This window comes from Streptomyces sp. NPDC006510 (assembly GCF_040611955.1).
Lineage (GTDB): Bacteria > Actinomycetota > Actinomycetes > Streptomycetales > Streptomycetaceae > Streptomyces.
In genome coordinates this window covers 21258-44388 of sequence record NZ_JBEXPH010000061.1, presented here as the reverse complement: position 1 = coordinate 44388, position 23131 = coordinate 21258, and the positions used below count along the sequence as shown (strand labels likewise).

At 70.3% G+C, this 23131-nt stretch carries 20 protein-coding genes and 1 pseudogene; 9 read left to right on the top strand and 12 right to left on the bottom strand.

The annotated features are described in order from the left end of the window. Positions 1 to 221: 221 nt before the first annotated feature. The 5 genes and pseudogenes from ABZY11_RS19965 to ABZY11_RS19945 all read right to left on the bottom strand — a co-directional run. Positions 222 to 326, bottom strand: a pseudogene (locus ABZY11_RS19965) (ATP-dependent DNA ligase); the annotation flags it as partial. Between the two features lie 61 nt (positions 327 to 387). After that, positions 388 to 660 (bottom strand): hypothetical protein, encoded by a 273-nt coding sequence (locus ABZY11_RS19960; RefSeq protein WP_356480398.1) that lies wholly within the window; start codon positions 658 to 660, stop codon positions 388 to 390. Between the two features lie 159 nt (positions 661 to 819). Continuing rightward, a complete protein-coding gene (locus tag ABZY11_RS19955) occupies positions 820 to 1305 on the bottom strand; it encodes a Tn3 family transposase (RefSeq protein WP_356480397.1) in 486 nt (161 codons plus the stop codon). Positions 1306 to 1360: 55 nt separating this feature from the next. Further along, positions 1361 to 1825 carry a hypothetical protein gene (locus ABZY11_RS19950; protein ID WP_356480396.1) on the bottom strand — a complete coding sequence of 155 codons (465 nt, stop codon included), beginning with the start codon at positions 1823 to 1825 and terminating at the stop codon, positions 1361 to 1363. Then, positions 1822 to 2535 (bottom strand): IS3 family transposase, encoded by a 714-nt coding sequence (locus ABZY11_RS19945; RefSeq protein ID WP_356480401.1) that lies wholly within the window; start codon positions 2533 to 2535, stop codon positions 1822 to 1824. The genes ABZY11_RS19950 and ABZY11_RS19945 overlap by 4 nt, the downstream gene beginning before the upstream one ends. Positions 2536 to 3277: 742 nt before the next feature. On the opposite strand from ABZY11_RS19945, the gene ABZY11_RS19940 reads away from it, so the two are divergent. Genes ABZY11_RS19940 through ABZY11_RS19900 form a run of 9 tightly spaced genes read left to right on the top strand, consistent with a single transcriptional unit; the run spans position 3278 to position 16800 of the window. Next, on the top strand, positions 3278 to 4069 hold the full coding sequence (locus tag ABZY11_RS19940) for a hypothetical protein (protein ID WP_356480395.1): 792 nt from the start codon (positions 3278 to 3280) through the stop codon (positions 4067 to 4069). Further along, positions 4066 to 7185: an amino acid adenylation domain-containing protein gene (locus tag ABZY11_RS19935; protein WP_356480394.1), complete on the top strand. Its 3120-nt coding sequence runs from the start codon at positions 4066 to 4068 to the stop codon at positions 7183 to 7185. The genes ABZY11_RS19940 and ABZY11_RS19935 overlap by 4 nt, the downstream gene beginning before the upstream one ends. 22 nt (positions 7186 to 7207) lie before the next feature. Continuing rightward, positions 7208 to 8209, top strand: coding sequence for a methyltransferase (locus ABZY11_RS19930; RefSeq protein WP_356480393.1), 1002 nt, complete (start codon positions 7208 to 7210; stop codon positions 8207 to 8209). Further along, positions 8209 to 11505 (top strand): ACP S-malonyltransferase, encoded by a 3297-nt coding sequence (gene fabD, locus ABZY11_RS19925; protein WP_356480392.1) that lies wholly within the window; start codon positions 8209 to 8211, stop codon positions 11503 to 11505. Before ABZY11_RS19930 ends, fabD begins: the two co-directional genes overlap by 1 nt. A gap of 42 nt (positions 11506 to 11547) precedes the next feature. Then, the gene (locus tag ABZY11_RS19920) at positions 11548 to 12810 is read left to right on the top strand and encodes a cytochrome P450 (protein ID WP_356480391.1); all 1263 of its coding nucleotides are present in this window, start codon (positions 11548 to 11550) and stop codon (positions 12808 to 12810) included. After that, on the top strand, positions 12807 to 14012 hold the full coding sequence (locus ABZY11_RS19915) for a cytochrome P450 (protein ID WP_356480390.1): 1206 nt from the start codon (positions 12807 to 12809) through the stop codon (positions 14010 to 14012). The genes ABZY11_RS19920 and ABZY11_RS19915 overlap by 4 nt, the downstream gene beginning before the upstream one ends. A gap of 14 nt (positions 14013 to 14026) precedes the next feature. After that, positions 14027 to 14443, top strand: a complete 417-nt coding sequence (panD, locus tag ABZY11_RS19910; RefSeq protein WP_356480400.1) for an aspartate 1-decarboxylase — start codon at positions 14027 to 14029, stop codon at positions 14441 to 14443. Positions 14444 to 14470: 27 nt separating this feature from the next. Continuing rightward, a complete protein-coding gene (locus tag ABZY11_RS19905) occupies positions 14471 to 15430 on the top strand; it encodes a class I SAM-dependent methyltransferase (RefSeq protein WP_356480389.1) in 960 nt (319 codons plus the stop codon). A 35-nt stretch (positions 15431 to 15465) separates the two neighbouring features. After that, entirely contained in the window at positions 15466 to 16800 is a 1335-nt protein-coding gene (locus ABZY11_RS19900) for an acyltransferase domain-containing protein (protein ID WP_356480388.1), read from the top strand. Between the two features lie 54 nt (positions 16801 to 16854). On the opposite strand, the gene ABZY11_RS19895 is transcribed toward ABZY11_RS19900, so the two are convergent. The 7 genes from ABZY11_RS19895 to ABZY11_RS19865 all read right to left on the bottom strand — a co-directional run bounded on the left by ABZY11_RS19895 (position 16855) and on the right by ABZY11_RS19865 (position 22949). Then, a complete protein-coding gene (locus ABZY11_RS19895; RefSeq protein WP_356480387.1) occupies positions 16855 to 17394 on the bottom strand; it encodes a DUF2087 domain-containing protein in 540 nt (179 codons plus the stop codon). A 72-nt stretch (positions 17395 to 17466) separates the two neighbouring features. Further along, positions 17467 to 17802 carry a DUF6204 family protein gene (locus ABZY11_RS19890; protein WP_356480386.1) on the bottom strand — a complete coding sequence of 112 codons (336 nt, stop codon included), beginning with the start codon at positions 17800 to 17802 and terminating at the stop codon, positions 17467 to 17469. 57 nt (positions 17803 to 17859) lie between these two features. After that, the gene (locus tag ABZY11_RS19885; protein WP_356480385.1) at positions 17860 to 19536 is read right to left on the bottom strand and encodes an MFS transporter; all 1677 of its coding nucleotides are present in this window, start codon (positions 19534 to 19536) and stop codon (positions 17860 to 17862) included. After that, complete coding sequence (locus tag ABZY11_RS19880; RefSeq protein ID WP_356480399.1) at positions 19533 to 20216, bottom strand: TetR/AcrR family transcriptional regulator; 684 nt, start codon at positions 20214 to 20216, stop codon at positions 19533 to 19535. The genes ABZY11_RS19885 and ABZY11_RS19880 overlap by 4 nt, the downstream gene beginning before the upstream one ends. Positions 20217 to 20379: 163 nt before the next feature. Then, positions 20380 to 21732: a crotonyl-CoA carboxylase/reductase gene (gene ccrA / locus ABZY11_RS19875; protein WP_356480384.1), complete on the bottom strand. Its 1353-nt coding sequence runs from the start codon at positions 21730 to 21732 to the stop codon at positions 20380 to 20382. Positions 21733 to 21777: 45 nt separating this feature from the next. Next, positions 21778 to 22173, bottom strand: coding sequence for a DUF3037 domain-containing protein (locus ABZY11_RS19870; protein ID WP_356480383.1), 396 nt, complete (start codon positions 22171 to 22173; stop codon positions 21778 to 21780). Further along, entirely contained in the window at positions 22170 to 22949 is a 780-nt protein-coding gene (locus tag ABZY11_RS19865; RefSeq protein WP_356480382.1) for a HipA family kinase, read from the bottom strand. Before ABZY11_RS19865 ends, ABZY11_RS19870 begins: the two co-directional genes overlap by 4 nt. Positions 22950 to 23131 lie beyond the last annotated feature (182 nt).

Sequence of the window (23131 nt, the reverse complement as noted above, 5' to 3'; positions counted from 1 at the left end):
GCGACACACCGGCCCCAGTCTCGATCAGGTGATCAGTCGTCGTACTCATCAGGTGACTCCTTCGTGGAGGTCCACACCTGATTCATGACACTCCCACTTCGTACGTGGACGGCGCAGGGCGAGACGGCGCTGTAGAGCAAGCGGTCAGCGCTCGGAGTCGGACCTCAAGCCGTCCAAGACTTTGCAGCCCGGAGATGAGGCCGGGGGTTGCAGGGCCTGGATCAGGTGGTGTCGTCCGGTGCGGGGTCGGGGCGCAGCCGGTGCCAGGAGGGGTGTCGCAGCAGTCCCGCTCTCGTTCTGGTCGTGCAGCGGACCTCGCCGACCAGTCCACACGGTCGGCCCGGCCCCGTGCCGTTACGGATCCGCGTGAGAGATGTACAGGTATGGCTATCGCAGGATGTTGGTGCCCCTGGGGGCGTTGCCGGCGGAGGGGAGTGGCTGGTGTCCCTCGTCCCAGTGGTTGGACCATCCGCAGAGCCCGCATGCGTACCGGCCGTTGAGGCCGTGGATTTCGGCGTCGCAGCCGCGGCATCTGGTGGTGGTGATCTCCGGGGTCATGGCGGGGCCGGGTGCGGTGGATGACCAGCCGCACAGGTTGTTGCACGTCCAGGACCCGTCGGGGCCCTGGGTGGCTGCTGCGCCGCAGTTTCCGCACGTCATGGTGACCTCCCCGGGGTGGCCTCGCCGACGGGGGTGACGGCGAGGCCGGTGCCAGTTTGACAGGGGGTTGGGGCGCTGGGGAGGGGTTCGGGATGCCGGCGCCCCGTTTTGGGGTGATTCGGTGTGTCATTCGCATCTGATATTCGAACAGACATAGCATTAATGCGTGCCCAAGTACGACGTCCCCCACCCGCGGCCGCCGTAGCGCGAGTGCCACTCGGTGAACAGGTTCTGGTCGTAGGCGCGCACGTGGGTGGAGTCGTAGGCGACCGCGGTCGAGCCCTGTCCCCACCACTCGCTGCTGCGGGCGGCGAAGGTGGCGTTCGCGATCTGGACGGCGGTGGCGCGGGCGGCCTCGGCGGACAGATACCGGCACCGCACGGACTGCAGTTCGTCCTCGGTGTGGCCGTGGCCGTGGCCGCCGGACGCCACCGCCTTGAGCCCGGTGTTCGTGCCGTACGCGTAGATGACCAGCAGCAAGCGCTCCGCCAGCACCTCCGGCAAGAGGCTGCCGCCACCGGAGACGGAGGTGACCGTGTCCAGACAGCCGGTCCGCAGCACCGCCTCCTTCAGCATGTCGACGAGCGGCACGACGCCCCAACGGCGCTCGTCCGGGTGGTCTTTGGAGGAGGCCGGCCTCGACAACCGCTGACCCGCCAGGAGCCTCGCCGCATCATCCGGAAACCAACGGGACAGCTGGTCAACCGTCCGAAAGTCGTTCGTGCAGGTCTTCTGCAAACCGCGTTCGATAGACGCCGTAGACGATAGCGTCCGGTGACTGATATCCGCGGTGCTCCGGGGCCGTGACCTCTTGATCCCACTGGGTCACTTCCCCGCGGAGCAGCGACGTGCGTTCCAGGTATGCCTGCGCAGCCTCTGCCAGTTCCCGCTCACCTGCGGCCACTGAGTGCCAGAATCCGCGGCCCTGGCCGACCACCCACACGCACAGGTCCTCAGTGCTGTCCTCGGACCAGACGACCCCGTCGACATTCACGCCTTCCGAGAAGTCGATCAGTGAGTCCACCGCATCCAGGTATGCCAGCGCGAAGCCCTCAAGAATCTCTCTCGGCTGTGACTCCAGCCATGCCTCCAGGGCAGACAGGCGCGGTCTTGTCGCATCCAGGACCTCCCAGAACCAGTCGGGAACGTGTCCCAATCCGCTCACCGCCCTCGCTGTGAGGTTGATCCCCGGGGGGTGGACACCGGGTTTCGCCCGACGGGTGACAGCGTACGTGACGTGATCAATTGCTGTTCGTACTCGGCTGGCGAGGGGTGGCCGAGGGCTGAGTGGCGGTGGCGCCGGTTGTAGTACGACAGCCACCTGAGCAGCTCCAGCCGTGTCTGTGCCTTCGAGGTCCAGCGCCTTCCGTGCAGCAACTCGTGCTTGAGGCACCGGAAGAACGATTCGACGAGGGCGTTGTCATAACTTGAGCCGACGCGGCGCATGCGGCGGATGCCGTGCCGACGGCAGACCCCGGCGAAGGCGGCCGATCCATAGTGCGCGCCCCTGTCCGCGTGAAAAACGACGCCGTGGACCGGGCCGCCGCGGGCGGCCACGGCCATCTCGATCGCGTCGGTGACCAGCGAGGTGCGCGTGTGGTCCGCGATCGACCAGCCGATCGCTCGCCGCGAGCAGATGTCGATGACCGTGGCGGGATACAGCCAGGTCGAGCCGACGGCGACGTACGTTGTGTCGCCGTACCACTTGGTGTTGAGCATGTCCGCCGTGAAGTCACGCATCACCAGGTCCGGCACGGGCGGAGCCGTCCTGTACTGAGTGGTCGTACGCGTGACCGCCCTGGGTCCGACGGCCTGAAGACCGAGACCGGACCAGCGGTCGGGCGTGGGCGGCTGCCGAAGGGCGTAGCTCTCGATGGCCGTGAATGAGCGACTGTGTCAGTACGTGCAGGACAGGCTCGCCGGGGTGACCCGAGCTCCGGACGGGAAGCCGGCGCCAGGGCCGGTAAAGCTGGGTTGGTCGATTCATATTCATTTGCCTTTTGGGTGTTCGAAGGTTGTTTTTTCTGATGGTGAGTGAGTTCGGGAAGTTGGGTTCTTGAGGGGGTGTTGGGAGTCTCGGAGGGGTGTGCTGATCCCGCCGCACCGTCCGCCAAGTGTCACGTTGCGACGGGGTGCGAAGCCCTCGGTGACGGGCCCGGACGGTGGTGTTCCGGCGGATCGCGGTGCAAGCGGAAGCAGGTGGCTCGTATGGGGGCCGTCACACGGCGAACCGGGATATTCAGGAGTTTCTCTCGGGGGCTCAGGGTGGCCGCCAGGAGGAGTTCTCGCCGACGCGAGGGGAGCGTTCCTCGTGAAACTTCCTGGAAATCCGGCCGGACGGGCGATGGGTAGTGGCGGAAATTCCATCCTCGGTGTCCGAAACCCCTTGGTGTGAATGCCGATTCGTCCGGAGTTTATCCGGCCCGGCGGGACGCGAGCCATGATCAATTCTTTGTGGACAGCGACGATTGGCTGACCCTAGTATCTGGCCTGGTCTGGCCGGAGATGGTCGCGAAACTAAATCGATCAACCTTTGACTTTCGGGGGATCCTTAATGCCCAGTCCCACCGCATGGAATATCGTTTCGGACGCAGGATCGGACACCGACACGGATATCGTGCTTGCCGCGGATTTCCCGGTCACGGGGCGGAACGAGGGCGGATTCGCGGATCTGGCGCCGGGGCTGAAGCTGGACTGCGCCCTGTGGCAGACGGTCGCCCCGGTCCGCGACCCACAGACGGACGCCCTGGACGACACCTATCTGGAGCCCTGGCTCTCCGAGGTGGCGGCCTCCGGCCGTAACGTCCGCGCCGTGCTCGGCTACTGCGCCGGCTCCGTCTTTGCCGGAGCGCTCGCCGAGAGGATCGGCGCCCGGCAGGCAGCCTTCCCCCGAGTGGTGCTGTTCGATCCCGAACTGGTCGACGTGCCCACCGTGCACCTCCAGTTCGGCCGGGTCATCGGCAACATGACCACCGTCCTCACGACCGAGGAGATAGCCGAACTGTCCGGCGCCGCGGAGAAGCTTGCCGCGCAGTCCGGCATCGCCCCGGGCGACTTCGCCGCCGGGCTGTACGCGGCCTTCCGCCCGATCGGCACGGCGGCCCTGCGCCGGGCCGGGCTCGACGAGGACTACGCCGGCGAACTCGTCCAGCTGGTCGGCTCGTTCATGTCCTACCTCGCCACCGCCGCCTGCCTCGATCCGCGTCCCGGCTGGCAGGGCGCCACGGTCGTCACCTCCGCCAGCGAGAGCAGCGGACTGAACAGGATGCGCACCACACCCGGCGTCGCACCCATCGAGGTCGCCGACGAGCGGCGCTTCGAGGTCGAGCACCGGGACCTGCTGCGTACCCCCGCCATCGCCGAGACGGTGGCCGGCGTCCTGGCCGCCCGGCCCGGGGAGACCGCGTGAGCCGCGAACTCCCCGCCGCCACGGCCCAGGACGGACCGATTCTGCCCACCGGGCACGTACGACCCAGCCGCAAGGAGACCACCCTGTGGCTCCTCGACGAGCTCGTCCCCGGTAGCGGTGCCAACAACCTGTCACTGGCCCTGCGCGTGCGGGGCCGCCTCGACACCGCCGCCGCCGCGCACGCCGTGCGACTCCTGACGGAACGCTTCGAGGTGCTGCGCACGGTCTACCACCGCGAGGGCGCCGAGCTGACCAGGACCGTCGCACCGTCCGTGGCCGTCGACCTGGAGGAGGCGGAGCACCACGGCGGCGAGCAGGACGAACCGGCCCTGCTGACGGCCTTCGTGGCCAGGCCGTTCACTCCGGACGGCAGCCCCCTCGTACGCGCCCTGCTCCTGCACGGCCAGGACACCGACGTCCTGTGCCTGGCGCTCCACCACGCCGTGTCGGACGTGCAGTCGACAGCGATCCTGCGCGCCGAGTTCGTCACGCTCTACGAGGCGGCGCTTCAGGGCAAGCACCCCGAACCCGTCGAGGTGCCCGCCCTGCGCGAGCCCGCACCGTCCGCCGAGAGCCGCGACTACTGGCGGGAACGAATGGCCGGCTTCCGCTCCTCGGGCCTGGAACTCCTCTGCGAACAGCGCGACCAGCCCGTCACCACCCTGCGGGGCGACGAGGTCACCCACGTCCTGTCACCCGAGGCCCACGCCGTCGTCCGCCGCCTCCAGCGCGAGCTCCGGGCGCCGGAGTCCGTCGTCCTCCTCACCGCCTACGCGGTCCTCCTCGCCGCGCACGGCGCCGGACCCGACCTCACCATCGGCTCGCCGGTCAACACCCGCCCCCGCGAGGCGGTGGACGCGGTCGGCTACCACAGCAACCTGGTCGTCCTGCGCCTGCTTCTCGACCGTGACGCGACCTTCCGCGACCTCACGGCCCTGACCCGGCGGACGTTCATGGAGGCGATGGCGCACAAGGACGTACCGACGGACGACGTCCTCGACATGGTCGAACGCGCGGGCTCCGGCTGGCGCAGCGCGCTGTTCAAGCACGTGTTCAACTACGTTCCCTTCACCGAGGACCAGCGCACCTTCGACCTGGTCGGCGCCGAGGCGGAGCTCCTCGTCGTCGAGAACGGCTTCAGCCAGTTCGACCTCGAGTTCTTCGTCTCGGCCAACCGGGACACCGCCACCGTCCGCGCCGCGTTCTACACGGGGGTGCTGGACCGCCCGGACGTCGAGCTGATGGTCCGGCGCTACGACGCCCTCCTGGTGGCCCTGGGCACCGGGGTGGACACTCCGATCGCCTCCCTGCCGTCCTGGTCGGCCCGGGACCACGAGGTCATCGACGCGGCGAACGCCACGGATCGCGTGATCGAGCTGCCTTCGGTACTCACAGGTTTCGCCCGCCGCGCCGCCGCGGACCCTGCGGCCGTGGCCGTACGAGAGGGGGACCGCACAGCCACGTACGGCTCCCTGTGGTCCGCCGCCGTCGACACCGCCGCCCGGCTGACCGACGCCGGCGTACGTCCCGGAGACGTCGTCGCACTCCTCCTGCCGCGCGGCGCCGCGCTGGCCGCCTCGGTGTTCGGCACCTGGCTCACGGGCGCGGCCTACCTGCCGCTGGACCCCAACCACCCCGAGGAGCGGCTCACCTACCAGCTCGACGACACCCGGGCCCGGGCCGTCGTCGTCGGCGCGGGGATCACCGCACCTGACGGCCACCTCGTCGTACCCGCCACCGCCTGGGACGACGTGCCCCAGGTACCGGTGGACGAGGCGGCGGTGAAGGCCGACCCGGACGCCCTCGCGTACGTGATTCACACCTCAGGCTCGACCGGCAGGCCCAAAGGCATCCCGATCCGGCACGGCAGCCTCGCCAATCACATCGTCGACTACGCCGAACGGTTCGGCGTGGCCGGCTCCACGCGCCCCACGGGCTGGCTCAGCACATACAGCTTCGACACCTCCTCGCTCGAACTGATGATGCCGCTGCTGTACGGCGGCCACACGGTGGTGCTCCCGGACGAGGCGCGCACCGACGGTGCCCTGCTGGCGGCCGCCGTCACCGCCCACGACATCGGCCTGCTCCAGGCGACTCCGACTACGTGGCGGCTCGTTGCGCGCGAGGCGGCCGGCGCCACCGCCGGACGCGTCGTCCTCACCGGCGGTGAACCCCTGCCCGCCGAACTGGCCACCCGGCTGCTCGACGCAGGCGCCGAACTGTGGAACGTCTACGGCCCCACCGAGAGCACGATCTGGGCGACCGCCGGAGCCGTGCCGTCCGGCCACGGCGGGCGGGTGGACATCGGCGCGCCCGTCGCCAACACCCGGATCTTCATCGCCGACCCGCACGGCAGGCCGCTGCCGGTCGGCCTCCGCGGAGAACTGTGTGTCGCGGGCGTCGGAGTCGCCTCCGGCTACCACGAGCGGCCCGAACTGACCGCGGAGCGCTTCGGGGAGAACGCGGAGTACGGGCGCTTCCACCGTTCCGGAGATGTGGCCCGCTGGCGGCCGGACGGCAGGATCGACCTGTTCGGCCGGATGGACCGGCAGGTCAAGCTGCGCGGCAACCGGATCGAACCGGCCGAGATCGAAGCGGTGCTGCTCGGCCACCCCGACGTCGAGGCGGCGGCCGTCGTGGTTGTCGGAGATCCCGGAGCGGACGGCTACCTGGCCGCCTTCGTCCGGGTCCCGGGCCGCCCCGAGGCCGTGGACGAACTGTGGGACCACGCCCATGGGCAGCTCCCGCGCTCCGTCGTCCCGCACCGCTTCATCGCCGTGGACGCCTTCCCCCGCACCGGCAGCGACAAGGTCGACCACCTGGCTCTCGCCGAACAGGCCGCCAGGCACTCCGGCCCGGCCGTCGGCCGCCGGGAATCCGGTGCCGCGGCTGGCGACGACCTGACGGCCACCGTCATCGGCCTGTTCGCCGAACTGCTGGACCGCTCCGACCTCGACGCCGGCGCGCACTTCTTCGCCAACGGCGGGCACTCGCTGCTGGCCGTCTCCCTCGCCCAGCGGATCAAGGACATCACCGGAGTCCGGCTCGCGCTGACCGACGTGTTCGAGACCCCCACCCCTGCCGCCCTGGCCGACCGGCTGCGCCGGCTCGTCTGACGGAACCGAAAGAGGCCCTCTCATGGAAATCCTCAAGCTCGCAGTCAGCGGTTGGTTCGCCCGGGCCCTCGCGGTCGCCGCCCGCCTGGAGATAGCCGACATCCTCGACGGCGGCTCGATGTCCTCGGCGGAACTCGCCGAACGCACCGGGACCGACCCCGAGATCCTCCACCGCCTGCTCCAGATGCTCACCGTGCCGGGAGTCCTGGAACGGGACGGGGAGAAGTTCCGGCTGGCCGAGGCCTACGCGCCGCTGTGCGCGGATCACCCCTTCACCCAGCGCCACTTCGCCATCCTGGCCGCCGAGCTGTACGACGACGCCTTCGCCGGCCTGATGCACACCGTCAAGACCGGCAAGTCGGGCTTCCAGGAGGTGTTCGGGGAGTCCCTGTACGACTACCTGGAAAGCCACCCCGACGCGGCGGATCTGTTCGACAAGGGCATGGTCGACCTGGCCACGCCGGTGGCCCAGTGCCTGCTGGGCGTGCACGACTTCGGCGACGTCAAGTCCGTGGTCGACGTCGGCGGCGGCAGCGGTGGCCTGCTGCCCGGGCTGCTGGCCGCCCACCCGGACCTGCGAGGCACCGTGGCCGACCGGGCCGACGTCTGCGCCAGAGGGCGCACGGCCCTGGAGCGGGTCGCGCAGGAGAGCGTCCTCGACCGCATCGACTTCACCCCGAGCGACTTCTTCGTCGAGGTCCCCGCCGGTGCCGACCGCTACCTGCTGAAGAACGTGCTGCACGACTGGACGTACGAGAACTGCGTGCGGATCCTGCGCACCGTCGCCACCGCCATGGCCGACAGTTCCACGGACGCCCGGCTGCTCGTCGTGGAGCCGCTGGTCGAGAACGACATCGACGGCTGGCGGGCCATGTTCCAGGCCCTGGCCTGCGACGAGGGCACCACCGGCCTGGACGAGCCCGCCATGCGGCGCGCCCTTGAGGAGGCGGGCTTCATGGTGGAGTCCGTGGGCCGGCTTCCCACGCAGCACAAGGTGTTCGTGACCTCCCTGCGTGCCTCCTGATGCTCACGCCCGTCTTCCTGTTCGCGGGGCAGGGCTCGCAGTACCACGGTATGGGCAAGTGGCTCTACGGGGCCGACGCCGCCTTCCGGGAAGCCCTCGACTCCCTGGACGCGACCGTCCGCGAGGTGCGCGGCGACTCGGTGATCGAGGCGATCCACGGCGCCGGCCGCGGCCCCGAGCACCCGATGACACGGTTCGCCCTGACCCAGCCGGCCATCTTCATGGTCGAGTACGCGCTCGCGCGGATGCTCCGGGCCCACGGTTTCGAACCCGGCGCGGTGCTCGGAGCCAGCCTGGGCGAGGTCGCGGCGGCGGCGGTCGCGGGGGCGGTCGACCCCGACGCGTGCCTGCGCTCCCTGCTGCGCCAGGTCGACGTGTTCGAGGCCGAGTGCCCCCGCGGGGGGATGCTCGCGGTCCTGGCCGACGCAGGACTCGCCGACCGCGACCCCGTTCTCGCCGCGGCGCACGTCGCCGCCGTCAACTCGCCGGAGAACTTCGTCCTGGCCGGTACCGCCGGGGCCCTGGAGCGGATCGAACGCCACCTCAACGCCACCGGGACGCTCTGTCAGCGGCTGCCGATCGAGTTTCCCTTCCACTCGCCCCTGATCGACCCGGTCGAGGGCGTGTTCAAGGAGCTGATCGGCGACCTGACCATGAGGCCGGCCACGATTCCGCTGATCTCCGGCACCACCGGCGCGGCCGTGCGGATTCCGGACCCGGTGCACCTGTGGCAGGTGCTCCGCGAACCCTTCGACCTGACCCGGGCCACGGGGCCGCTGTTGGAGCGGGACGACCTGCTCTTCCTCGACCTCGGTCCCTCCGGGTCCATGGCCAACCTGGTGCGGGCCGCGCTGCCGGAGGGCAGCCGGTCCCGCGTGCTGCCCCTGCTGTCCCCGTACGCCCGTGACGAGGCGCTGTACCGGGCCGTCCTCGACGCGCGCCCCCGCCTTGCCGCCACCCCCGCAAGAATCGAGGTGAACCCCGTGAGCGCTCCCGCAGCGGCGCCGTCCCGCCCGCCCGCCGCCGTACCGACGCTCGACGTCCACGTCTTTCCCGGGCAGGGCGCGCAGGCCAAGGGCATGGGCCGGGAGGTCTTCGACTGCTTCCCCGGCCTTGTCGACCGCGCCGACGCCGTCCTCGGCTACTCGGTCCGTGAACTGTGCCTCCTGGACCCGGGCCGCAACCTGCGGGACACCCGCTACACCCAGCCGGCCCTGTACGTGGTCAACTCCCTCAACTGGCTGGCGGCCGTGGGCGAGGGCGGGCGGCTGCCGGACTACGTCCTCGGGCACAGTCTCGGCGAGTTCTCCGCGCTGTTCGCCGCCGGGGTGTTCGACTTCGAGACAGGACTGCGCCTGGTCGCCGAACGCGGTCGGCTCATGGGGCAGGTCACGGGCGGCACGATGGCCGCTGTCTCGTCCGTCGACGCCGGGTTCGTGGAGCAGGTCCTGCGGGACAACGGCCTCACCGACCTCGACATCGCCAACTACAACGCGCCGACCCAGACCGTGATCGCCGGCCCCGTGGAATCGGTCGACCGGGCACTGCCCGCGCTGAAGAAGGCCGGCGCGCGGTGCGCGCCGCTCAACGTCAGCGCACCCTTCCACAGCCGGTACATGGCTTCGGCGGCCGAGGAGTTCGGCCGGCTGCTGGATGCCACCCCCTTCGCCGCGCCGAAGATCCCGGTCATCGCCAATGTGGACGCCCGGCCCTACGTGGCGGGGGAGGTGGCCGCCACCCTGCGCCGCCAGATCGCCTCGCCGGTGCGCTGGACCGACAGCGTCCGGCTCCTGATGGGGCGCGGCGACCTCCGGGTGCGCGAGCTCGGCCCGGGGCAGGTACTGACCAAGCTCGTCGACCGGATACGCCGCGAGGCGACCCCCTTGCCGACGCCCGGCCCCGCCACCGCCCGGCCCACGCCCGTACACCCCGCGCCCGCCCGTGCGGAGGCCGGGCCGGCCGCACCCGTACGCCCTGCCAGGGCCTCCGCCGGGTCACTCGGGTCGGAGGCCTTCCGACAGGACTACGGCGTCCGCCTCGCCTACGTTGCCGGTGGGATGCGGCAAGGAGTCGCCTCCGTCGACCTGGTGGCCCGGATGGCCGGAGCCGGGCTGCTGTCCTACTTCGGCGCATCGGGACTCGCCGCCCGGGACGTGGCCCCGGCACTCGCCGCGATCCGCGCACGCGTCCCGGCCGGGGCGCCCTTCGGAGTCAATGTCACGCACGACCCCTTCGACCCGCGTGCCGAATCCGAACTGGTCGACGTACTGATCCGCGAGGACGTCCGGTTCGTCGAGGCCTCCACCCACGTCGAGGCGACACCCGCCCTCGTACGCCATCGGCTGACGGGTGCCCGGGTGCTGCCGGGCGGCACCGTGCACGTGCCCCGCAAGATCCTGGCGAAGGTGACCCGGCCGGACGTCGCCCGCCTGTTCCTGGAGCCGCCGCCCGCCGCGCTGGTGAGCGGGCTGGTGGCGCAGGGGCTGCTCACCACCGAGGAGGCCGAGGTCGGCGCCCGCGTCGCGCTGGCCGACGACGTCTGCGCGGTGGGCGACGCGGGGGACCACACCGACATGGCGGCCCTGTGGGCGCTGCTGCCCGCGCTGCGCGGGCTGCGCGCGGAACTCGGCGGTGTCGCCGAGGCGGTGCGCATCGGGGCCGGGGGCGGTATCGGTGCCCCCGAGTCGGCCGCGGCCTCCTTCGTGCTGGGGGCGGGCTTCGTCCTCACCGGCTCCATCAACGTATGCACCGCCGAGAGCGGGACCAGTGCCGCCGCCAAGGACCTGCTCCAGGCGGCGGACGTCCACGACACCGCCTTCGCGCCCTACGGCGGCCTCTTCGAACTGGGCGGAAGGGCAAGGGTGTTGCGCAAGGGCGTGCTCTTTCACGCCCGCGCGGGCAAGCTCCACGACCTGTGGCGCAACCACGACTCCTGGGAGGCGGTCCCGGCTGCGGTGCGCGCCAAGGTGGAGCGCGACTACCTGGGAGCCCCCTTCGAGGAGATCCTCACCCGTCCGGGCGTCTCCTCCGAGGAAGCCATCGACCCCAAGCGGCGCATGGCGCTCGTTTTCCGCTGGTACTGCGCCCAGGCGGCGACCTGGGCGATCGAGGGCACGCCGGGCCGCGTCGCCGACTACCAGATCCCCTGCGGACCCGCCCTCGGCGCCTGCAACCGGTGGCTGGCCGGCACCCCGCTGCACGCCTGGGAGAACCGGCACGCCGACGAACTGGCCGGGCGTCTGATGGCCGAGGCCGCCGAGGTCGTGAGCGGCGGACTTCCGGGCCGCAGCTCCTGACGCGCACGATCGAGATTCTCAGCAAGAAACGAGGCAGACCGAATGACCGAGATCCCCGCACCGGAACTCACCACCGAATCCGACGACTTGGCGAGTGAGTTCGATCTGTCCGACCCGGCGTTCATCACCGACCCGAAGGCGGGGGAGCGCTGGCTCGGCGGCCCCCGGCCCGTCTGCCGCGGGAAGTTCGCGGACGGCAGCGACATCTGGGTGGTCACCGGACACCACAACGTCAGGACGGTGCTCGGCGAGCCGACCCTGCGAAGCCGCCCGCCGGGCGACTCCCACCGGGACAGCATGCTCGGACGGGGCATCCCCGAGGACATCGTCGACATGTTCGACTCCACCCTGCTGACCATGGACGGCGAGGACCACATGCGGGTCCGCCGCCTCGTCACCCGGGCGCTGTCCGCCCGCCGGATGCTCGCCCTGACACCGGCCGTCGAACGCGTCGCGGCACGACTGCTGGACGACCTCGCCGGCACGGCCGAACCCGACCTGATCGCGGACTACGCGCACCCCCTCGCCATCATCGTCATCTGCGAACTCCTCGGCGTCGACGAGGAGTACCGCGAGCAGTGGCGCGAGTGGAGCGAGAGCCTCGCGCAGGCCCTGCGCCCGAACCCCGAGCAGTTCGCCCCGGCCGTACGGGGCATGGCCCGGGTGACGAAGGAACTGATCGTCGCCCGCCGGGCCGAGCCGCGGGACGACCTGATCTCCGAACTCGTGCAGATCCACGAGGAGGACGGCGACCGGCTGACCGACGACGAGCTGACGGCCCTGGCGATGGTCCTCGTCCAGGCAGGCCACGAAACCGTCCGCAACCTCGTCGCGCTCGGCGCGTTCACCCTCCTCCAGCACCCCGACCAGCTGGAACTGCTGAAGGGCGACCGCTCTCTCGGCAGCCGCGCCACCGCCGAACTCGTACGCCACACGGCGCCCGTGAAGCACACCTTCCGCCGCTTCGCCACCGAACCCTTCGAGATCGGTGGTGTGAAGGTGCAGCCCGGAGAGGCCATCCAGGTGGTGCTGGCCGCCGCGAACCGCGACCCCGAGGTCTTCGAGGAGCCGGAACGCCTCGACATCACCCGCGAGCAGAACCCGCACCTGGGCTTCGGCCGCGGCGCGCACTACTGCCTGGGCGCGAGCCTCGCCCTGATCGAGGGAGAGGTCGCCCTGACCGCCCTGTTCGAGCGGTTCCCCGGTCTGGCGCTGGCAGTGGACCCGCGAGAGATCGAACCGCGCTACCTGCTCTCGATGCAGCGCCTTCCCGTCCGCCTGTCTCCGGAGAACGAGGAGCTATGACCGACAGCCTTCCCACGGTTGCGGGTCTGCCGATGACCCGTGGCCGGTGTCCCTTCGACCCCGCACCCGAGCTGGGCGCGCTCCGCGCCGGTCACCCCGTCGCCCGTATGGAGTTCCCGGACGGCCACGTGGGCTGGCTGGTCACCGGATACACCGAGGCTCGCCGGCTGTTGGCCGACCCCCGGATGAGTTCCTGGGGGGAGGCGCTGCGCTCGCCCATCGCCCTGCCCATGGCGGCGGACCGCACTGCCGTGCCCCCGGGCATGTTCACGGCGATGGATCCGCCGGAACACACCCGCTACCGGCGGGCGGTGGGCGCCTGGTTCTCGGCCCGCCGCACCCGCACCCTCGAACCCCGGCTGACGGAGCTCGCCGCGCTGCATCTGGACGCCATGGCAGAGGGCAGGGGAGAGGGCCCGGCCGACCTGGTGACGGAGTTCGCGGAGCCCATGGCAGCCTCGGCCATCTGTGAACTGCTGGGCGTGCCCGTGGCGGAACGCCCGGAGTTCTCCCGGGCCATCAAAGCACTCTTCGCCGTGCACTCCAGCGCCGAGGAGGCCATCGCCGGCTGGCACGCCATCGGCGTGCTGCTGCGCGGGTTGGTCGAGTCGAAGCGGGCCGAACCGGCGGACGACCTGCTCGGCACCCTCGTCACCGAGGGCCGGCTCAGCGACGAGGAACTCGCCACCATCGGCAGCGTCCTGCTGACCGCCGGGTACGACACCAGCGCCAACATGATCGCCCTTGGCACCTTCGCCCTGCTGGAGCACCCCGAGCAGCTGGCCGCGCTGGTCGCCGACACCACCCTGACCGAGAGGGCGGTGGAGGAACTGCTGCGCCACCTGACGGTCGTCCACGCGGGCGGTATCCGTGCGGTGGGCGAGGACTTGGAGTTCGAGGGACACCGGATGGCGGCCGGGGACGCGATCTCGTTCTCCTTCGCCGCCGCCAACCGGGACCCCGCGCTCTGCGCGCTGCCGGACGAGCTCGACGTGACCCGCGAGCCCGTACCCCACCTCGCGTTCGGTCACGGCATCCACCAGTGCGTGGGCCAGCAACTCGCCCGGCTGGAACTGCGGGTCGCCTTCGCGGCCCTGCTCGGCCGCTTCCCGGGGCTGCGCCTCGCCGTGCCCGCCGCGGAGGTGCGCACCCGTGCGGACTCGATCATCTACGGCGTTCACGAGCTACCGGTGACCTGGTGAAGGGAGACGACGTGCTGTTCCGCGAGATGTTCAAGTCCAAGATCCACCGCGCCACCGTGACCCAGGCGGATCCGTACTACGTCGGCTCCGTCACGATCGACTCCACCCTGATGGCCGCCGCGAACCTGTGGCCGGGGGAGAAGGTCGACAGCGTCGACGTCGACAACGGTGCCCGGCTCAGCACCTACGTCATCGAGGGCGAGGCCGACAGCGGGGTCATCGGCATCAATGGCGCCGCGGCCCACCTCATCAACCCCGGTGACCTCGTCGTCATCATCTCCTACGCATCCATGAGCGAGGAGCACGTCCGCTCGTACGAACCCGCCGTGGTGTTCGTCGACGCGGACAACCGCCCCGTCACGACCGGCACCGACCCCGCCGGCGTACCCGAAGGATTCGGCCTGGTGCGCGGCGACAGCGTCAGTGCCTGACCGCCCCTCTGCTCATCGGAGACCCACATGACAGCCACCCCTGACGTCATGACCGCTTTCACCAGCGGCCTCGCGGACATCAACCTCGACGAGTCCGGCGCCGCGCGCCGCGGCGAGAACGCCGCCGGCATGAAGTCGGCCAGCGCCACCATCTACGACATGGCCGCCACGCTCTCCGGTCACGGCGCCCTGTGGAACTGGGGCATGTACGACCCCGCCCTCGTCGAGGAGATCCGCGCCCGCGTGCCGGGCTTCGGCGAGCCGTGGACGGACGGCTTCAGCGAGCAGCTCTACTTCCTCGCCCTGCGCGAGCTCCCCCTCGATCTCGACGACTACGCCGGACGCCATGTCCTGGAGGTCGGCTGCGGGATGGGGGAGGGCCTCAACCTCCTCTCCCGGATCGCCCCCGGCGCCCGTATGACCGGTCTGGACCTCTCGCCCAAGGCGGTCGCCCGCGCCACCGCCACGCTCTCCCGGGGCGACGCGCTCACCTTCGTCCACGGCGATGCGGAGGACCTGCCCTTCGAGGACGGTTCCGTGGACGTGCTCGTCAACATCGAGAGCTCGCACACCTACCCCGACCTCGGCAAGTTCCTCCGGGAGGCCGCACGCGTGCTGCGCCCCGGCGGTTACCTCAGCCACATCGACGTCTACACACGCCAGCGTACGGAGACCATGCGGCGCACGGCCGAGGAGACCGAGGGCCTGGACTGGACGGCCGACCACGACATCTCGGACCGGGTCCGCGCGGCTGTCCGCCTGCGCATGGCGCCCGGCAGTCACTTCCGCACCACGCTGGCCAAACAGCGCATGAACCCGTTGGTGCGCCAGATCGCCGCGCACAGCCAGATCCTCATGTTCGGCGGCATGTTCGCCGGCTACCAGCCGCCTCCCGCGATCAAGGTGCTCAGCAAGGTGGGCATCGTGCCCTGGATGAGCGGACTGCCGATGGAGAGCTACCGTCACCGGATCGCCGTCCGCCGGTGACCCGTCGCCCGGGCCGAAACCGAAAGGGGGGAACCATGAGAGCACGGCTGTTCGCCATAGCCGCCGCCACCGAGGACCTGCTCCAGGCCCTGCTGTACGCGCACCTCGACAGGATCCGCGCCGCGCGCGCCCTGCCGCCACTCGTCCGGTACTGCCACGAAGCCGCGACGGGCACGAGCGGCGACCACCGGTTGTCCTTCGCCGTCGAATCGTACGACGAACTGCGTGCCCAGCTCGAAGAGGCCTGCGCCGGCGAGGTGGGGAGGGTCCCGGCGGACGTCACCGCCCGGCGCCCCGGCCTGGTGTTCGTCTTCGCCGGACAGGGAGCCCAGTGGTACGGGATGGGCCGTGAACTCCTCGCACAGCAACCGGTCTTCCGCGATGCCGTGCACCAATGCGACCGGCTGGTACGGGAGTTCGCCGGATTCTCCGTCGTCGAGCAGCTGAACCTGCCGGCCGAGGCCGCGCGGCTGGACGAACTGGACGTCCTCCAGCCGACGATGGTGTCCCTGCAGATCGGTCTGACCGCACTGTGGCGCAGCTGGGGAATCACGCCCGACGCGGTCGTCGGCCACAGTATGGGGGAGATCGCAGCCGCCCACACGGCCGGCGGGCTGACCCTGCGTGACGCCATGACGGTCGCGTGCCGCCGCAGCGCGCTGCTGCGCCGGATCTCCGGCAAGGGAGCGCTGGCCACGACGGAACTCTCACCCGCCGAGGCGCACGAGCTGGCTGCGGCCGGCGGTGGCGCGATCAGCGTGGCGGGGGAGAACAGCCCCCGCTCCACCGTCCTGGCGGGCGACTCGGACTCCCTGGCCGCACTGCTCGGGGAACTGGAGGCGCGGGACGTCTATTGCCGGGTGATCAAGGGGACGGTCGCCTCGCACAGCCACTACGTGGAGGAGTTGCGCGAGGACCTCCACACCGCCCTGCGCGCCCTGGAACCGGCCCCCACCCGCGTGCCGATGTACTCGACGGTGACGGCCGAGCCGGTCGCGGGCGCCGGGCTCGGGTCCGCCTACTGGATGCGGAACCTGCGGGAGCCGGTACGGTTCGCGGCCGCGGTGGAGAATCTCGGTGCCGCGGGGCATGAGGTGTTCGTCGAGGTCAGTGCCCATCCGGTACTGCTGAGCCCGGTGCGCCAGACCCTTGAGCACGGCGAGCGGCAGGGCTGGCTGCTGTCCTCCGGCAGACGGCGGGCCGAGGTCCGCTCGATGCTCTCCTCGCTCGGGACCCTCTACGCCTGCGGGCGGGAACCGAACTGGGCGGAGCTGTTCCCGCAGGAGCGGGCGGGCTCCCTGACCCCGTACCAGGCCGCTGTACTGGAGGCCGTACGCCGCCCCCGGCCGGTACCCGTGGGGGCGGTCTAGGGCCTGTCCGAGGCCGACGGGCCCCGCGTCCGGCCGGACGCGGGGCCCCTGGTGTCAGTCGGTGGTCAGGCCGTACAGTCCCGACTGCCGCCGCAGGAACCCGAGATCGACGAGGGCCCGGCGCAGCGAGACCGCATCCAGGACTCCGCTCTCGCACCACGGCTCAAGCCGCCCCGTCACGGTGCGCTCGTCGTACTCCTCGTCCGGGGTGAAGGTGGCCTCCGCCACGTGACGCAGGACCGCCTGCCGCGCCTCGTGGTGTTCCTCCTCGGGCAGGCCCACCAGCGTCCGGTCGCGTACGAAGCCGCGCAGCTGTGCGTCGGGCTGCTCGGCGGCGGCGGCCTCCTCCTGGCGGCGCGCGGCCGTCTGCGCCACCGCCGCCAGGGCGCCTTCGTCGATGACGAGCCGGCCGCGCCCCTCGGGCACGAGCAGTCCGTTGCGCGTCAGCTGCCCGATCGCCTTGGCCGCCACCGGTGTGTCGAGCCCCGCCGCCGCGAGGATCTCGGACGAGGTCGACGAACCGAGCGCGACCGCGGAGAACACGCGGCGCAGGGTCGGGTCGGACATCACGAGGGTGAATTCGTCAGGTGTCATCAGATTGTTCCGCATCCCTGCCGGTACGGGCCGACGCGGTGCACGGGCGCCGCGCCGGCCAGGACCTTCGGGTCAGCGCCCCTTCCGCTTGATCTTGATGCTGGCCAGGTCCGTGGACACCGACTTGAGCTCCACGCAGTCGGCGCCGAGCTTGCGGACGGCCACCTCGGCGAGCTCCTCGGCCTGCGAGAGCACGAGTTCCTCGGTGTCGTCGTCGGTCGCGGGGATCAGTACACGGAAGGTGAAGCCGTGCAGTCCGCGCTCGTAGGACACGGTGCCCTCCGCGGTGAACCTGGCGCTCAGCACGCCGTGGTCGTCCGCCTGGGCGAGCAGCGACGCGCGCTGCTCTTCGTCGAGGGGCGCGAACTTGCCCCGGGTGAGGATCTGATAGGTCGTACCGCTGCTCATGATCGGGGTCTCCAGATGTGGTTCTCGGGATCGACTGGTCGTCAGCGCGGCGGCGTCCTACGCCATTTCCTCCCGTCGGACCCGGTGGTGAGGCAGGAGCAGCACGAGGGCGGTGACCGGGATCAGGCCACCGGCCGCCCAGTACAGCGTCTCGCTGTAGGTGGACACGAAAGTCTTCGCACGGATCTCACTGAGCGCGCCATTGATCGTATCCCGGGTGCCGGCGTCGGCGCCCTGGACGAGTGTGGAACAGCTGTCCGGAACCTTGGCCAGATCGTCCTGGCCGAGTGCTTCGGTCGCGCAGACCTGGAGGCCCGCGGCCTGTTGGGGCGACACCGAATGGACGGTGGGCGCGACCCGTTCGGCATGCGGACCCGCGTTGCTCGCGAGCGCCGCGAAGAAGAGGCTTCCGATGACCGCCACACCGAGCGCGGCGCCGAGCTGACCGGTCGCGTTGATGATGCCGGAGGCGGCGCCGGCCTCGTGAGGCTTGACCTGCCGGAGGACCAGAGCCGTCAGCGGAGGCATGAGCAGACCCATGCCGGAGCCGATCAGGAGCATGGAGGGGATCGTGTGCCAGGAGGTGATGTCCGTACCGAAGTGGTCGGCCGCCCAGGCGAAGGAGACGATGCCCGCGAGCATCAGGAGCGAGCCCGCGAGCAGGCAGTAACGGCCGTAGAGCGGGGAGAGCTTGCGCACCGCGAGACCGCCGACGATTGGTACGCACAGGGAGAACGGGATCGCGGTCAGGCCCGTGTGCAGGGCCGACCAGCCGAGACCGGCCTGGAGGTAGAGCGTCCAGCTGAGGAAGAATCCGGCGGGGATGGCGCTGAAGAGGAGCTGAACGCCGGTGCCGGCACCGAACGCGCGGGTCTTGAACAGGGACAGGGTCACCAGGGGCGAGCCGTCCTTGCGGGTCTTGTGGCGTTCGTAGACCACGAACAGCACGAGCACGGGGGCCGCGGCGACGAGTGAGACGATGCTCCACGTCGGCCAGTCGAGTTCGCGGCCGAGGGTCAGCGGCACCATGAGCAGCAGCAGTCCGAGGATCACCAGCAGCATGCCGATGATGTCCAGGCGCTTGGCGTGTGGGGAGCTCGACTCCCGCATCCACTTCGCCGCACCGATCAGGGCCACCAGACCGACCGGCAGGTTCACCACGAAGATGCTGCGCCAGCTGAGGTCCAGGGGGCTCCAGCTGATGAGGGCACCGCCGATGAGGGGGCCGGAGACGATGGCCAGGCCGACCATGCCCGCGTAGAGGCTGACGACTCGGCCGATCTCCTGGGGTGCGAAGGAGACGTGGATGAGAGCGAGTACCTGGGGCACCATGATCGCTGCGGTGAGCCCCTGGAGAACCCTCGCGATGACGAGTAATTCGGTGCTGGGCGCGGCGGCGCACAGCGCGGACGCGAGGACGAAGCCGCTGACGCCGATCAGGAACATCCGCTTGCGGCCGAAGATGTCACCGAGCCGGCCGCCGGTGATCAGCAGCACCGCGAAGCTCAGGGTGTAGCCGGCCGTCATCGCCTGGATAGCGACGGACGAGGCGCCGAGGTCGCGTTGGACGCTCGGGATCGCCACGGTGATGATGTTGGCGTCTAGCAGGTCCATGAAGGTGGCGACCAGCAGGACGGTCAGCGCGAGCCACCGCTTGGGGTCGGGCTCGGGCACGTCGGGGGTGGCAGGTGGGCCGGCGGTCGCCGGCTTAACTGCCTGCCCTGCCTCGTTCATGGTTTCTTCTCCAGGTTCTCGATCGGGGGTTCGGCCGCGGTTGCGGCGGCCGGTTCGGTGGCGGTGCTGCGAGCGAGGGCGGTCCAGGACTTCATCAGGAGTTCCACCACGTCCACGACGGAGTCGGTACCGCTCTCGGCGGGGGAGAGCACGCGCTGGATGGACAGACCGTCGTCCAGGGCATGCACGATCAGCGCCAGCAGCTCGACGGGAGCCGGAGTGGTCACGCCGCGCGCGGTGAAGCCCTGCTCCAGTGCCTGGGCGATTGCCTCCCGGGAGCGGCGCTCGCGGTCCGCCAGCACCGGCAGGAGTTCCGGGTCGCGCAGGCCGTAGAGCCAGAGTTCGGTGCGCAGGGCGAGCCAGCTGGCGAGGTTCTGGTCGCGTCGGCGGTGCCAGGAGCGGAGATGGTCGAGCATCTCCTCGAAGGTGGCCGCCTCGCGGCTCATCGCCTGGATCTCCTCCAGCTCGCGCTGGGTCCGCTGTTCGAGGAGGGCGAGGACGAGCTCGTGCTTGCCCTCGAAGTTGCCGTAGAAGGCGCCCCGGGTGTAGCCGGCGGCCTCGACGATGTGTTCCACCGAGGTTCCGCTGACGCCCTGGTCGGCGAAGAGTGATGCTGCCGACAGGAGGAGCTGCTCGCGTGTGACCTGTCGGCTCTGCTGTCTGGTGAGTCGCTTGGTGATGGTGATCGCCTCCTTGACGCGCGCCCAGGTACAAGACTGTATCCCAATGCAGTTCTGTATCTGAAATGGATTCGGGCGGTGGCTGGGCCCCGTTGCCGCGCACGGCAACGGGCTGCCACCGGCGCCCGGAGGCGTGGTGGCAGCCCGTTGCCGAGCCGGAACGTCAGGCGTGCGCGAGCGCCGGGGTCCGGAACCGGTTGATGGCGTCGAGGTGCTCGGCCCGCAGCTCGTGGTCGCGAACGCCCAGGCCCTCCCGGGGGGCCAGCGCGAGGATGCCCACCTTGCCGTGGTGCCGGTTGCGGTGCACCTCGTACAGAGCCTGCCCGGTCTCCTCCAGCGCGTAGACCTTGGAGAGTGTGGGGTGGATCTTTGCCTTGGAGATCAGCCGGTTGGCCTCCCAGGCCTCGCGGTAGTTGGCGAAGTGGGAGCCCACGATCTTCTTGAGCGACATCCACAGGTAGCGGTTGTCGTACTCGTGGTTGTAGCCGGACGTGGAGGCGCAGGTGACGATCGTGCCGCCCTTGCGGGTCACGTACACCGAGGCGCCGAAGGTCTCGCGGCCCGGGTGCTCGAAGACGATGTCCACGTCCTCGCCGCCGGTCAGCTCGCGTATGCGCTTGCCGAACCGCTTCCACTCGCGCGGGTCCTGGTGGTGCTCGTCCTTCCAGAACCGGTAGTCCTCGGCGGTGCGGTCGATGACGGCCTCGGCGCCCATCTTCCGGCAGATGTCCGCCTTCTGGTCGCTGGAGACCACGCAGATCGGGTTGGCGCCGCCGGCCAGCGCGAACTGCGTCGCGTAGGAGCCGAGGCCGCCGCCGGCACCCCAGATCAGCACGTTGTCGCCCTGCTTCATGCCCGCGCCGTTGCGCGAGACGAGCTGGCGGTACGCGGTGGAGGCGACCAGGCCCGGGGAGGCGGCCTCCTCCCACGTCAGGTGCCGGGGTTTGGGCATCAGCTGGTTGGACTTCACCAGCGCGATCTCTGCCAGGCCACCGAAGTTGGTCTCGTAGCCCCATATGCGCTGCTCGGGGTCGAGCATCGTGTCGTCGTGGCCGTCCGAGGACTCCAGTTCGACCGAGAGGCAGTGCGCGACGACCTCGTCGCCCGGGTGCCAGGCGTTGACGCCGGGGCCGGTGCGCAGGACGACTCCCGCGAGGTCGGAGCCGATGACGTGGTACGGGAGGTCGTGCCGCCGGGCGAGCGGCGACCGGGTCGCGTACCGCTCAAGGAATCCGAAGGTCGGCAGTGGTTCGAAGAGGGACGACCAGACGGTGTTGTAGTTGACGGACGAGGCCATGACGGCCACCAGGGCCTCGCCCGGGCCCAGTTCGGGGACCGGGACCTCGTCCAGGTGCACCGATTCGCGCGGGTCCTTGTCCCGGGTGGCGAGCCCGGAGAACAGGCCGGTCTCGCTCTTGTGCAAGGTGATGGCCCGATAGGTCCCGGGGACTGCGAGCGCGGCGAAGTCCTCCCGCCCCGCTTCCCCGCTCACGACGGCATTGACGATGTCTCGCATGTGGTGTCCTCGGGAGGGGCGGGCGGTATGCGGGAGGAGGCGGGGTCAGCGCACCAGCCGGTTCATCAGCCGGTCCAGTTCGGCCACCGGGTCGGCCGTCAGGCCGCCGTGTACCGCTCCGGTCCGGACGACCGCGCTGCGCGGGGCCGTGAGCCAGCCGAACCGCGAGCGCAGCGTTCCCGCGCCGGCCTGACCGGCCTTCGCGTCGCCCGCGCAGATGGCGCGGATCGCCTCCAGGGCGTCCGTGACACCGATCAGGTCGACCTCGGGGTCCAGGGCGCGCAGGCGGGCGGCGTCGATGTGCACCTCGGCCGCGAGGAAGTCGGCCTCCTTGCAGTAGAGCAGCGCTCCGACGTTGATCCGCTCGCCGCGGTCGACGCGGGGAACGGCCTGCAGAAGGGCGTAGTCGAAGCCGAGGGACGGTGAGGAAGGGGTGCTCATGCCGCCACCTCCGGCCACCATGCGCGCTCGCCGGCGAGACGGGCCAGCAGGTATTCGCGGTAGCGTCCGCGAAGGGTCTGCGGGTCCGTACCGTTGGCCGAGTTCATGTTCACCAGGAAGTCGTCGGGCACCAGCCCGAGGATCCGGTCCAGTGCCTCGGACGTCACAAGGGCGGCCAGTTCGGCATCGAGGGCGTCCAGGGCCGGGGTCGTGAGCGTGGAAACCCGCTCGGACAGGACGTGCGACCCCATCCCGTAGTCCCGGTTGGCCCAGCCGTCCACCGAGGGCCACGAGTGCTGGAAGATCAGCGCCGCGCCATGGTCGATCGCCCACAACCGGCGTTGCCAGATCAGGAGGTTGGGGTTGGACCAGGTGCGGTCCACATTGGCCGTCAGGGCGTCGAGCCAGTAGACGCGGGCGGCTTCCTCGGCCGGCGCCCGCCAGACGATGCCGTCATAGCCCACCGATCCGGCCAGGAAGTCCATGGCCAGGTTGGAGCCGGTACTGGCCTGGAGGAGCTGTTGCACTTCCTGATCCGGTTCACGGCGTGCCAGTTCGGCGTCCACTTCGAGGAGTACCAGGTCGGGTACCCGGATACCGAGGTGGCGGCCGAGCTCGCCCACCACGATCTCGGCGACGAGGGCCGCGCTCCCCTGCCCGGCTCCCCGGAACTTGACGACATAGGTGGTGTCGTTGTCGGCCTCGACAAGACCGGGAAGGGAACCGCCTTCCCGTAGAGCCGTCAAATATTGCGTTCCTCTTACTTTTTGCAGCATGTCGATCACCCTACTGGCGTCCGATGGGCCCTCCAAGGGTGTTGTCGAGTTCCGGCCATTCGCCCGGGCGGGTGTGCATCGGGGGGTTTCGCGGAGTGCCGTGAGATTCTTTGGCTTGTTTCAAACGGAGGGTCCCGGAGAAAATGCCTCACCTTATGAATTTCGGCCGATACATCGAGTGC

Coding starts and splice junctions, on each gene's coding strand:
- ABZY11_RS19960 (WP_356480398.1), bottom strand. CDS start 660: ATGACGTGCGGAAACTGCGGCGCAGCAGCCACCCAGGGCCCCGACGGG.
- ABZY11_RS19930 (WP_356480393.1), top strand. CDS start 7,208: ATGGAAATCCTCAAGCTCGCAGTCAGCGGTTGGTTCGCCCGGGCCCTC.
- fabD (WP_356480392.1), top strand. CDS start 8,209: ATGCTCACGCCCGTCTTCCTGTTCGCGGGGCAGGGCTCGCAGTACCAC.
- ABZY11_RS19920 (WP_356480391.1), top strand. CDS start 11,548: ATGACCGAGATCCCCGCACCGGAACTCACCACCGAATCCGACGACTTG.
- ABZY11_RS19915 (WP_356480390.1), top strand. CDS start 12,807: ATGACCGACAGCCTTCCCACGGTTGCGGGTCTGCCGATGACCCGTGGC.
- ABZY11_RS19905 (WP_356480389.1), top strand. CDS start 14,471: ATGACAGCCACCCCTGACGTCATGACCGCTTTCACCAGCGGCCTCGCG.
- ABZY11_RS19900 (WP_356480388.1), top strand. CDS start 15,466: ATGAGAGCACGGCTGTTCGCCATAGCCGCCGCCACCGAGGACCTGCTC.
- ABZY11_RS19895 (WP_356480387.1), bottom strand. CDS start 17,394: ATGACACCTGACGAATTCACCCTCGTGATGTCCGACCCGACCCTGCGC.
- ABZY11_RS19890 (WP_356480386.1), bottom strand. CDS start 17,802: ATGAGCAGCGGTACGACCTATCAGATCCTCACCCGGGGCAAGTTCGCG.
- ABZY11_RS19885 (WP_356480385.1), bottom strand. CDS start 19,536: ATGAACGAGGCAGGGCAGGCAGTTAAGCCGGCGACCGCCGGCCCACCT.
- ccrA (WP_356480384.1), bottom strand. CDS start 21,732: ATGCGAGACATCGTCAATGCCGTCGTGAGCGGGGAAGCGGGGCGGGAG.
- ABZY11_RS19870 (WP_356480383.1), bottom strand. CDS start 22,173: ATGAGCACCCCTTCCTCACCGTCCCTCGGCTTCGACTACGCCCTTCTG.
- ABZY11_RS19865 (WP_356480382.1), bottom strand. CDS start 22,949: ATGCTGCAAAAAGTAAGAGGAACGCAATATTTGACGGCTCTACGGGAA.